Consider the following 11,570-nt stretch of genomic DNA (forward strand, 5'->3'; position numbering starts at 1 on the left):
CCCGAGGACGAGGCCGGGGTCGGGGTCCGGGTCGGGCGCCGGGCCGGGGATCTTGTACTCCTCGGTGAGGGTGGTCATCGGGCCGGGCCAGGTGGCCTGGGCGACCTCGATCGGCTTGTGGTGCGCGTCGTACGCGACGTGCAGCAGGTGCAGCACCGGGGTGTCCGGGCGGATCTGCAGGGTCTCCGCCTCCTCCCGGCTGGGCTGGCGGGCGCTGATCGTGTCCGTGGCGGTGGCGTATCGCCGGCCGGTGGCCTCCTCGGCCTCCTGGTAGAGCGGGCGGCCGAACGCCTCGGCCCGCTCCAATGAGGTGCCTGCGGTGTCGGCGGGCAGGAGCCACGAGGCGCCCACCTCGACCGGCGACTCGTCGGTGCGGACCAGGTGCCGGCGGCAGAGCAGCTCGGTGCCGTCCGCCACCCCGAACGCGTCGGCGACCTCCGGCGGGGCGGGGGAGCGGCCGACGGAGACCAACTGCTGCTTGTACCGGGCGGCCAGGTCGGTGTGGTAGCCGCGGAAGCCGCCGTACCGGCCGCGGGAGAGGCGGTTGAGCCGGCGGCGGGTGCCGCGGACGTACGTACCGGAGCCGGGTTTGGTGATCAGGATGCCCTCGACCCGCAGCTGGTCGACGGCACGCTGCACGGTCTGCTTCGCCACGCCGAACATCTCGGCGATGGCCGGAATGGACGGCAGCCGCTCACCGGGCGCCCAGTCGCCGCGGCGCACCTGGGCCTTGAGCTGCGCGGCGATCTGCCGGTGCGGGAACTCGGCGGCCCCCGGGTTGATCTGCATGCCCGCCTCCTCATCGCAGCTAGGTTCCTAGGATGCCCCAGAGGGTGTGACGGAGTCACCCGGGACACGCCAGGAACTCGGGCTCGGACGTCAGGAGACGTCCGAGCCCGGAAGGTGGCTGGGGGAGGGGTCTACCAGGAGCCGGCAGTGGGGCCGGCCGAGCCGCCGCGGCGGCGCAGGTACTTCTCGAACTCCTGGGCGATCTCGTCGCCGGTCAACGGGGTGATGCCCGCGTCGCCGACCCGCTGCTCCAGTTCGCGGACGTACTCGCCCAGCTCGGCGTCCTGCTCAGCGGCGTTGCGGACCCGCTGCTCCCACTCGGCCGCCTCCTCGGCCAAGTCGGACATGGGCACCGGCAGGTCGAGCACCTCCTCGACCCGGTGCAGCAGCGCGAGCGTGGCCTTGGGGCAGGGCGGGTTGTTGGCGTAGTGCGGCACGTGCACCCAGAACGACACGGCGTCGACCTCGGCCCGGGTGCAGGCGTCGTGCAGCACCCCGACGATGCCGGTCGGCCCGTCGTATCGGGTGGGGGTGAGCTGGTAGCGCTTGGCGGCGTCGGCGTCGGAGGCACTGCCGCTGATCGGCAGTGGCCGGGTGTACGGCACGTCGGCGAGCAGCGCGCCGAGCAGCACCACCCGCTCGACCTCCAGGCTGTGGCAGATCTCCAGCACCTGCTCGCAGAAGGTGCGCCAGCGCATGCTCGGCTCGATGCCCCGGATGAGCACCACGTCCCGCTCGGTGCCCTCGGGGCTGGCGACCATGAACCGGGTCGTCGGCCACTCGATCCGTCGGGTCTCGCCCTCGGCCATCGTGATGGTCGGCCGGCTCACCTGGAAGTCGTAGAAGTCCTCCGGGTCCAGCTCGGTCACCTGGCGGGCGTGCCAGACCTGCTCCAGATGCTCCACGGCGGCGGTGGAGGCGTCGGCCGCGTCGTTCCAGCCCTCGAAGGCCGCGATGGCCACCGGAGAGCGCAGCACCGGCAGCCCGTCGAACTCGGTCACGCCGTCACCTCACCCTGCTCGTCGGGAGCGGCGTCGGGCCGGTGCCCAGTTGTCCGCCCGCCGTGCGCGGTGGCGTCCCTGATGTCCTTCACGTCCGTCAGCCTACGTGCCGGCGCCCGATGCGGCCCGTCGGCCGCGCCGGTCGGGGACCGGACCACCCGGTCAAAAGAGGCGAACGGGACATGGTGATCCCGCTGACAGTATGTGGGATGGCAGGAATGGGAGAACCCCGCTCGGCGCGGCCGCACTAACCTGGCTCTGTGCGGACTTCGTTGCTGGATGTGCTGGCGGATCGGATCCTCATCGCCGACGGGGCGATGGGGACGATGCTCCAGGCGGCCGACCTGACCCTCGACGACTTCGACGGCCTCGAGGGCTGCAACGAGATCCTCAACGTCACCCGGCCGGACGTCGTCCGGAACGTGCACGAGGCGTACCTGGCCGCGGGCGCGGACTGCGTCGAGACGAACACCTTCGGCGCCAACCTGGCCAACCTCGCCGAGTACGACATCCAGCACCGGATCCGGGAGCTCTCCGAGGCGGGCGCCCGGATCGCCCGGGAGGCGACCGACGCGTTCAGCACCCCCGACCGGCCCCGGTTCGTCCTCGGCTCGATCGGGCCGGGCACCAAACTGCCCACGTTGGGGCACGCCGCGTACGCGACGCTGCGCGACGCGTACCAGGAGAACGCCGCCGGTCTGATCGAGGGCGGCGCGGACGCCCTGATCGTCGAGACCTGCCAGGACCTGCTGCAGGTCAAGGCGGCGGTGGTGGGTTCGCAGCGGGCGATGGCCGAGACCGGCCGGAAGATTCCGTTGATCTGCCACGTCACCGTGGAGACCACCGGCACCATGCTGCTGGGCAGCGAGATCGGCGCCGCGCTGACCGCGATCGAGCCGCTCGGCGTCGACCTGATCGGGCTGAACTGCGCCACCGGCCCGGCCGAGATGAGCGAGCACCTGCGCTACCTGTCGCAGCACGCCCGGGTGCCGCTGTCGGTGATGCCGAACGCCGGTCTGCCGCAGCTCACCGCCGACGGCGCGGTCTATCCGCTCACCCCGGTCGAGCTGGCCGACGCCCTGGAACGCTTCGTCACCGAGTACGGCCTCGCGCTGGTCGGCGGCTGCTGCGGCACCACCCCGGAGCACATCCGGGTGGTGGCTGAGCGGCTGCACGGTGCCCGCCCCGGCGCCCGGGAGCCGAAGCACGATCCGGGGGTCTCCTCGATCTACCACCACGTGCCGTTCGCGCAGGACGCCAGCGTGCTGATGGTGGGGGAGCGGACCAACGCCAACGGCTCCAAGGCGTTCCGCGAGGCGATGCTCGCCGGCGACTGGCAGGCCTGCGTGGAGGTCGCCCGGAGCCAGGCCCGGGACGGTTCGCACCTGCTCGACCTCTGCGTCGACTACGTCGGCCGCGACGGCACGCAGGACATGCGGGAGTTGGCCGGCCGCTTCGCCACCGCCTCCACGCTGCCGATCATGCTGGACTCCACTGAGCCGGCGGTGGTCGAGGCCGGGCTGGAGATGCTCGGCGGGCGCTGCGTGGTCAACTCCGTCAACTTCGAGGACGGCGACGGGCCCGGCTCCCGCTACGCGCGGGTGATGCCGGTGGTCAAGGAGCACGGCGCCGCCGTGGTGGCCCTGCTGATCGACGAGGAGGGCCAGGCCCGCACCAAGGACTGGAAGGTCCGCGTCGCGGGCCGGCTGATCGAGGACCTGACCGGCCGATGGGGGCTGGGCCGCTCGGACATCCTCATCGACGCGCTGACTTTCCCGATCGCCACCGGCCAGGAGGAGACTCGCCGGGACGGCCTGGAGACCATCGAGGCGATCCGGGAGATCGCCGCCCGCTACCCGGGGATCAACTTCACCCTCGGCATCTCCAACATCTCCTTCGGGCTCAACCCGGCGGCGCGGCAGGTGCTCAACTCGGTCTTCCTGCACGAGTGCGTGCGGGCCGGGCTCACCTCCGCGATCGTGCACGCCAGCAAGATCCTGCCGATGTCGAAGATCCCCGACGAGCAGCGCGAGGTCGCCCTCGACCTGATCTACGACCGGCGCCGCGAGGGGTACGACCCGGTGCAGCGCTTCATCGAGATCTTCGAGGGCGTCGATGCCGCGTCGGCGCGGGCCACCCGGGCCGAGGAGCTGGCCGGGCTGCCGTTGGACGAGCGGCTCAAGCGGCGGATCATCGACGGCGAGCGCAATGGCCTGGAGGCCGACCTCGACGCCGCGATGACGGGCGGCCGCTCACCGCTGTCCATCATCAACGACCTGCTGCTGGACGGCATGAAGGTGGTCGGCGAGCTGTTCGGCTCCGGCCAGATGCAGCTGCCGTTCGTGCTCCAGTCCGCCGAGGTGATGAAGACCGCGGTGGCCTACCTGGAGCCGCACATGGAGAAGGCCGACGACGGTGGCAAGGGCCGGATCGTGCTCGCCACGGTCAAGGGCGACGTGCACGACATCGGCAAGAACCTGGTGGACATCATCCTGTCCAACAACGGCTACGAGGTCGTCAACATCGGCATCAAGCAGCCGATCAACGCCATCCTCGACGCCGCCGAGGAGCACCGGGCCGACGCCATCGGGATGTCCGGCCTGCTGGTCAAGAGCACGGTCATCATGAAGGAGAACCTGGCCGAGATGGCCGCCCGGGGGGTCGCGGAGCGCTGGCCGGTCCTGCTCGGTGGGGCGGCGCTCACCCGGGCGTACGTCGAGGACGACCTGCGGTCGATGTTCCCCGGCCAGGTGCACTACGCCCGCGACGCGTTCGAGGGACTGTCCCTGATGGACCGGGTGATGACCGCCAAGCGGGGCGGCGCCCCGGTGATCGACCCGGAGCGGGAGGCCGCCCTGGCCGCCCGGCGGGCCCGGCGGGAGCGGCAGCGGGCGATGGTCAGCGAGGCGCTGCCCGAGCTGGACGACGCCTCGGTCCGCTCCGACGTGGCGACCGACGTGGATGTGCCCGCCCCGCCGTTCTTCGGCACCCGGGTGGTCAAGGGCGTGCCGCTGGCCGACTACGCGGCGCTGCTCGACGAGCGGGCCACCTTCCTGGGCCAGTGGGGGCTGCGGGGTGCCCGCGGCGGCAAGGGCCCGTCGTACGAGGAGCTGGTGGAGACCGAGGGGCGGCCGCGGCTGCGGTACTGGCTGGACCGGCTCCGCGCCGACCAGGTCCTCGAGGCGGCCGTGGTGTACGGGTATTTCCCCGCCTACTCCGAGGGCAACGACCTGGTGGTGCTGGACGAGAACGGACACGCCGAGCGGGCCCGGTTCTCGTTCCCCCGCCAGCGGCAGGAACGGCGGCTCTGCCTGGCCGACTTCTTCCGCCCCCGGGGCGACGAGCTGGACGTGGTGGCGTTGCAGCTGGTCACCGTCGGGCAGCCGATCAGCGAGTACACCGCGAAGATGTTCGCCGGCAACGAGTACCGCGACTACCTGGAGGCGCACGGGCTGTCGGTGCAGCTCACCGAGGCCCTCGCCGAGTACTGGCATCGCCGCATTCGCGCCGAGCTGACCCTCCCCGATGGGCGTACGGTCGCCGACAACGACCCGGCGGACCTGGCCGGCCTGCTGCGCACCGACTACCGCGGCTGCCGGTACGCGTTCGGCTACCCGGCCTGCCCGGACCTGGAGGACCGGGCGAAGATCGTCGAGCTGCTGGGGGCCGAGCGGATCGGGGTGCAGCTCTCCGAGGAGTTCCAGCTGATGCCGGAGCAGGCGACGGACGCCATCGTGGTGCATCACCCGGAGGCGAGCTACTTCAACGCCAAATAATCGGGGCAAGTGCTCTGACCTGCACTTTCACCCCCGCTGAGGTTCGCTGCACCATGATCATGCCGTCTCCAGGCCGTCACCGGCTTCCGGGCCGTCGTCGGCGGCCTGGACCTCACCGAACGCCTTGTCGATAGCCCGGCGCGTATGGTCACCGCGTCATTGGCCGTGGGTGGCGCTCGCGCTTGTAGCGGTGCTGTGTGCGGGGATCGTTGCCGTGCCGGTGTCGTGGGCTGTTCTCCGGCAAGCCGAAGCGGAGCGCGGCGAGACGACGCCGGACGCGGCGGCGAACGTCTACATCCTCAAGATGAGCAGCGGGGAGGAGCTGGGCCTGTCGCGGGTTCTGGTCGCCGGGCGTCATGACGAGCTCCTGCGGCAGTGGCGGCAGTACCGCGGCGAGATGCAGCGTGCCGAGGTTCCGTCGAAGCTTGAGGTGGTCGGACGGATCGGCGTCGAGGACCAGGACGAGGACCGCGCGACGGTGGCCGCCCAGGTCCACGCGGTCTGGTGGAACGATCGGATCTACCTCAGCGGTACAGCCCATCCATGGCGGTTCGAGACCCGGCGAGACGCCGGCGGCTGACGGGTGTGGGCAGCCGACCTGCCGCCGTGGTGTGGTGTGCACGTCCCGGGCAGACGCATGTCGTTGAGTCTCAGCGCCCGGTAGTGATTCCCGGATACGGAAAGTTGCGGCAGCACCCCGCGATGGAGCGGAAGCCGATGCTGTAGTACGGAGGACCGGACCTACCTGCATCTCCTGCCCGGCACCGAATTCGGTAATCAGCTTGGCTACCGGGGCCGATGGACCGGCGTTGCATCGTGGCGTGTTTGTGCCAGGTGGAGTTCAACTACTCGTCCCGCCGCGTGCCGAACATCGAGACCAGCCGAGCCACCAAGGTGAGCAGGAAGATCTGGCCAAAAAGCGCGTCGAGCACCGCGAGGCTACGGGCCGGCTCGCCGGCCGCGACGAAATCACCGTACCCAGTTGTGGTCATGGTGATGAAGGCGAAGTACTGGATTGTCCCGCTGTTGGCCGGCTGACCGTTTGCGAACAGCGGATCGTGCTGGAGTTGCGAGAGGGCCGAGAACAGCGCGGCGAAGAGGAACCCGATCAGCAGGTACACGCTCAACGCGCCGAAGATCGTCTGAAGTGTGACCACCCGATAGTGGATCATTATCCGCCACAGCATGACCGCGATCGTGAACGCCAGTGTTCCGGCAAGCCACAGCGAGACGACACTGTGCACGAACCGGTTCGTCACCAGGAGGGTCACCACAACCGAGGCCAGCACTCCCGCCACCAACACCCGCCCGGCTGTGCCCGCCCTCGGTCCGGGCAGCTGGGACGGGCGCAGCAGCACGACCAGCACCATCGCGTCGAGCAGGAGCGAAAAGACCCGGGCCCGTTCGTGCGTGACCAGGGCCGACAGCAGGAAAGCGCCGATCAGCAGCAGGAAGACCAGCCCGTAGTGGTCAGACGAGCTGCGGTCTGGTTCGGCTTGGGGCGCCACCACGTCGGTCCGCCGCTAGCCCCAGCCGGGATCGGTCAGGAACCGACTGAGCGTCAAGGCACTCCGGTTGTGGCTGATAGTTACCGGAATTTGCAAGGGCTTGTGGAAGGCGCGCCGCAGCCTCAGCCGCACCGCATCGGGCAGCCTACGCGGCACTGCGGGTACGGCGGATTCGACCACTAGCCGCGTATACCCGGGCGTATGGGATCGAAACTCCTGGCCGGACGGCCGAAAGCCTGAGCCAGGCGTCATGACGAGCTGCTGCGGCAGTGGCGTCAGTACCGCGGCGAGATGGACGGCTGCGCCGCCGGTGGTGCAGCAGATTCGAGGATCTCGAGCGTTCAACGTCTGTTGGCATAGGACGATGTCGTTGGGCAGCCGATGTACTCGCGGAGGTGAAGGTGTTCAGCCGGCTTCGGAGTGCGCCGCGGGAGCGTGTGCGGCGGACGGGCCAAGGTGTGTACGAGCGACTTCGCACGTACCTCATCGTCGCGGCGCAGGCGGGTTTGGCGGCCGAGCTGTCCTGGTTCATCACGCGCGATGTGCTGCACAGTGCGGAGCCGTTGTTCGCGCCCGCCGTCGCGATCGGCACGATCGCGGGAGCCATCGGTAATCGGATCAGGCGGACGCTGGAGGTCATTGCCGGGCTGACCGTGGGGGCGATGGTCGCGCATTTGGTCACACGGGCCATCGGGGGAGGGCCGGCACAAACGGGCGTGGTCGTGGCATTGGCCATCTCGGCGGCAGTCGCGATTCGGGGCACCGGCGCGGTCACGGCGCAGGCAGGAGGCACCGCCTTGCTGCTGGGATCGGTGGCGCCAGGACCGGATCTGGCTGTGTCGAAAACGGAAAGTGCGGTAGTCGGTGGCGTGGTCGCCATCGCCGTCGCGTACCTGATCCTGCCACTCAACCCGATGCGCGTCGCACATCGCATCGTCCGTCCGACGGTGGATGCCTTCGCCCGTGAACTGACCGCTACCGCCGACGCACTGACCCACCGTGACCTTCAACAGGCCAAGGACGCCCTACAACGCTTCTCCGCCACACGGGAGCAAAGACAGAAGGCGACCGAGCTGGTCGCGGCAGCGCAGCAGGTCGTGGTCCTCTCACCGTGGCGAAGACGACGACTCGGCATGATGCGCCGGTACCAGCACGCCGCCGAGCACCTGGAAGACGCCTACAGCAGCGCATGCGAGATGGTGAAGTGGGCGACGGCGACCATACGCGCCGGTGAGCCGGTACCGGCCGGCCTTCCCGCGTCGATCGAGCACGTCGGCCAGGCGCTGAGGCTCCTGTACCGTGAGGTCCTCCCTGGCCGGGAGCCGGATCCCATGCGCACGCGGGCACTGCAGGCGATCAAAGACGTCAACGAGGCATGCGCCGAAGGCGTCGAGTTCTCCGGGGGAGTCGTCGCCACGCGAGTGCGCGCTACCGTCAGCGAGCTGCTCCAAGCCTCCGGACTGCCACAAGCCGAGGCGAACAAGCAGGCGGGCCTAAAGGCCGACGTCTAGCCAAGGCACCTGCGCTCCGACTCCCGGACCGCTCCGGTGAGATCCCGCCAGGTGCCGGCCGAGGTCTTCATCATGCGGTCGACCATCGCCCTGGCAGAGACTTCGTCCGAGAAGTCGTGCGAGACCTCCTGCCCTCCGTCACCACCGAGGCGGCCACGCACCTGCCAGAGCCGGCCGTCGGAGACCAGCCAGACGTCGCGCCGGGCCATGCGACCCCACGACTGGTTCCACCAGCGACCACGTACCTCCACCACCAGCACTCTAATCGAACACACGTTCGACCGGCCGCCTGCAGGCGTAGTTGACGCTCCTATTGATGTCAACGCTCGTCGCCGAAGTGCCCAAAGCCGTCCGGGTCGTCCGGACGGGGAGTGCGAGCGATGTGGCGCTTTGAGGCACCGCGGGATCTCGGTCTTGGTCTTGCCCTCGGCAGTGCGCATGCGACGTAGTGGGTTGGTGGCAGCGCATCCGCCGGCAGGCCTGCTCCGGGCCGCGAGTGACCAAGTTCTCCACCGGTGCACCGCGGTTGGCCATCGGCTGGCGGCCACGGTTGAATCGCTGGTTCGACGCCTCGAACAGACCAGGAGACCAATGACTGCCACGTCGTACACCCCGTCCGGCATCGCGTACGACGGCAGCGCGCCGCAGGAGGGCGGCCTGCCCGTCGTCTTCATCCACGCGGGCATCGCCGACCGGCGTATGTGGGACCCGATCTGGGGCGACCTGGCCGCCGACCGCACGGTCGTCCGTGTCGACCTGCGCGGCTTCGGCGAGTCGACGACCCGGCCGGACGGGGGGCTGGACCACGTCGCCGACGTCCTCTCGACGCTAGAGCATCTGGGCGTCACGCGGTGCCACCTGGTCGGCGCTTCGTTCGGTTCGGGCGTGGCCACGGAGGTCGCCCTGACCCGGCCCGATCTGGTGCAGTCGCTGTTGTTGTGCCCGCCCGGTGGCAGCCTCCTGGCCGAGCTGACGCCCGATCTGCGCCGCTTCTTCGACGCCGAGAAGGCGGCCCTGGCCAGTGGCGATCTCGATGCTGCGGTCGAGGCCAACGTGACCACCTGGGTCGCCGGCCCCGGCCGCAGCGTTTCCGAGGTCGAGCCGTCGGTGGTGTCCGCTGTCCGGCTGATGCAGCGCAATGCGTTCGAGATCGCGGATTCGTGGGGCGAGGTCGACGAGGCGGAGCTGGAGCCGCCCGCCCTGGAACGGCTGGGCGATCTGGACCTGCCGGTGCTGGTACTCGTAGGCGGGCACGATCTGGACACCACCCACGACGCCGCCCGCCGCGTGTGCGCCGGTGCGCCCCGTGCCCGGCGGGTGGATTGGGATGACGTCGCGCACCTGCCGTCGATGGAACGGCCGGTAGGTTTCGCCGCCCTCGTCCGCGACTGGACTGCCGGGGAAAAATCCTCCTCATAGACGGACTGGCGGCCGTAACGGCGAGAAACGCCGACCATGTCAAGCAGCAGGTGTGACGCAGCTGTAAAGCATCAGCCGGGAAACGGTGCAGCGTGCCTGATCTGGCTAATGGTGTCGAGACCGATGTTGGCTATGCGGAGTTCGTGAGCAGCCGGTAGGCGTCTCGTGCGATGTAGCGCTTGAGGCAGCGCATGATCTCTGTCTTGTTCTTGCCCTCGCTGATCCGGCGGGCGACGTAGTCCTTGGTGGGCTGGTGACAGCGCATCCGGACCAGGGTGATGCGCCACAGGGCGCTATTGGCGTCGCGGTCACCACCGCGGTGCAGGCGGTGGCGGTCGGTACGTCCGGAACTGGCCGGGATAGGGGCGACGCCGCAGAGGCGGGCGAAGGCGGCTTCGGAGCGCAGTCGGTGGGGGTTGTCGCCGGCGGTGACGAGGAGTTGCCCAGCGGTGTCGACGCCGACGCCGGGCAGGGCGACGAGGTCGGGGGCCACGGCGGTGACCAGGCTGGTCAGGTGGCTGTCGAGGTCGCCGATCTCGGCTTGAAGGGCGAGCCAGCGGCGGGCGAGGCTGCGCAGGGCGGCTTTGGTGGCGGTGACCGGATCGGTTACCAGGCCGGGCCGCAGAGCGGCGCAGGCGCGGACACGGCGCTTGCCGGACAGCCCGCGCAGGAGCTGCCTGACGGCGTCAGGTGCCGACATGATGAGCGCTTCGAGCTGGCCGCCGGCTTGAATGCGGGCCTTCATCGCTCCGCGTCGGGCCACCCGCAACGCCCGGATCATCTCGACCTGGGCGTCGCGGGTCTTCGGGGTGCCGGTGGCGCGGCCGGAGAGCACGGCTCGGGCGGCGGACTCGGCATCGATGGTGTCGGTCTTGCCGATGCGGCGGCGAGTAGAGCGGTCCGGGCGGTCGACCTCGACAACGGGTAGTCCGTACTCGGTCAGGAACCGCAGCAACCCGGCGCCGTGACTGCCCGTGCCTTCCATGCCGACCTTGATGACGGTGCCGAAGGACTCCGCCCAGGTCGCCAGCTGTGCATAGCCGCGCGTCGTCGTCGGAAAGCTTCTCGTGGCTAACAGCCTGCCAGCCTGGTCCAGCACTGCCGCGACGTGCACGTCCTTGTGGGTGTCGACCCCGACGGTCACGTGCTGCTCCACGTTCACTCTGCCTCCTGTGTGGTGCGTGAAGGGTGTCGCTCGGCCGCTGAGCACGAGGAGAACGCTGGACAGAACGGGGATGAGGGACGAACCCGAGCTCCTAATCAGGTCACCACGCCGGCCCGTGCACGTGCCGAAACGGTGTCCCCGCCTGCTGGGTCGACGGGTCAACTTCAGGGCACGGAGCCGGTTCAAACTCGGGTCAGGCCCGGCCGGCGAGGACACCTCCCCAGAATCCCCGTTCAAAGTTTCTGTACGTCTTCAAGGCGGCCCGCAACGGGCCGCACGCGCCGCCGCCAGGGCGCGCACCCGACGCTCCGCTGCCGCTCCACGCCGGTCGCAACACGCCCGGCGGCTGGCGCGGAAGCGGGGAAGCCCACGGGGCCGCCGCAGAACGACAGGCCGCTAGC

Annotated in this window: 9 protein-coding genes; 4 read left to right on the forward strand and 5 right to left on the reverse strand. The window is 69.9% G+C overall.

All coding sequences use genetic code 11. The annotated features are described in order from the left end of the window. Both DKL51_RS29170 and DKL51_RS29175 read right to left on the reverse strand, forming a co-directional pair. Positions 1-789, reverse strand: a 789-nt coding sequence (locus tag DKL51_RS29170; protein WP_109946046.1) for a GntR family transcriptional regulator, incomplete at its 3' end; no start/stop codon positions are given. A 131-nt stretch (positions 790-920) separates the two neighbouring features. Continuing rightward, a complete protein-coding gene (locus DKL51_RS29175) occupies positions 921-1,790 on the reverse strand; it encodes a PAC2 family protein (protein WP_109946047.1) in 870 nt (289 codons plus the stop codon). A 260-nt stretch (positions 1,791-2,050) separates the two neighbouring features. On the opposite strand from DKL51_RS29175, the gene metH reads away from it, so the two are divergent. Together metH and DKL51_RS29185 are read left to right on the forward strand one after the other, a co-directional pair. Continuing rightward, entirely contained in the window at positions 2,051-5,566 is a 3,516-nt protein-coding gene (metH, locus tag DKL51_RS29180) for a methionine synthase (protein WP_185734955.1), read from the forward strand. A 169-nt stretch (positions 5,567-5,735) separates the two neighbouring features. Further along, the gene (locus DKL51_RS29185; RefSeq protein ID WP_123809734.1) at positions 5,736-6,146 is read left to right on the forward strand and encodes a hypothetical protein; all 411 of its coding nucleotides are present in this window, start codon (positions 5,736-5,738) and stop codon (positions 6,144-6,146) included. 265 nt (positions 6,147-6,411) lie between these two features. Here DKL51_RS29185 and DKL51_RS29190 read toward each other — a convergent pair whose 3' ends face one another. Continuing rightward, positions 6,412-7,074 (reverse strand): potassium channel family protein, encoded by a 663-nt coding sequence (locus DKL51_RS29190; RefSeq protein WP_123809735.1) that lies wholly within the window; start codon positions 7,072-7,074, stop codon positions 6,412-6,414. 395 nt (positions 7,075-7,469) lie between these two features. On the opposite strand from DKL51_RS29190, the gene DKL51_RS29195 reads away from it, so the two are divergent. Further along, positions 7,470-8,585, forward strand: a complete 1,116-nt coding sequence (locus DKL51_RS29195) for an FUSC family protein (RefSeq protein ID WP_123809736.1) — start codon at positions 7,470-7,472, stop codon at positions 8,583-8,585. Here DKL51_RS29195 and DKL51_RS35330 read toward each other — a convergent pair. Continuing rightward, positions 8,582-8,836 carry a hypothetical protein gene (locus tag DKL51_RS35330; protein ID WP_165823187.1) on the reverse strand — a complete coding sequence of 85 codons (255 nt, stop codon included), beginning with the start codon at positions 8,834-8,836 and terminating at the stop codon, positions 8,582-8,584. The two genes, DKL51_RS29195 and DKL51_RS35330, sit on opposite strands and share 4 nt — an antisense overlap. Positions 8,837-9,041: 205 nt before the next feature. Here DKL51_RS35330 and DKL51_RS29200 point away from each other — a divergent pair, with 205 nt between their 5' ends. After that, the gene (locus tag DKL51_RS29200) at positions 9,042-10,004 is read left to right on the forward strand and encodes an alpha/beta fold hydrolase (RefSeq protein WP_165823188.1); all 963 of its coding nucleotides are present in this window, start codon (positions 9,042-9,044) and stop codon (positions 10,002-10,004) included. 130 nt (positions 10,005-10,134) lie between these two features. On the opposite strand, the gene DKL51_RS29205 is transcribed toward DKL51_RS29200, so the two are convergent. After that, a complete protein-coding gene (locus tag DKL51_RS29205) occupies positions 10,135-11,166 on the reverse strand; it encodes an IS110 family RNA-guided transposase (protein WP_109946053.1) in 1,032 nt (343 codons plus the stop codon). Positions 11,167-11,570 lie beyond the last annotated feature (404 nt).

It is taken from the genome of Micromonospora globispora (assembly GCF_003857015.1).
In the GTDB taxonomy this organism is placed as follows: domain Bacteria; phylum Actinomycetota; class Actinomycetes; order Mycobacteriales; family Micromonosporaceae; genus Micromonospora; species Micromonospora globispora.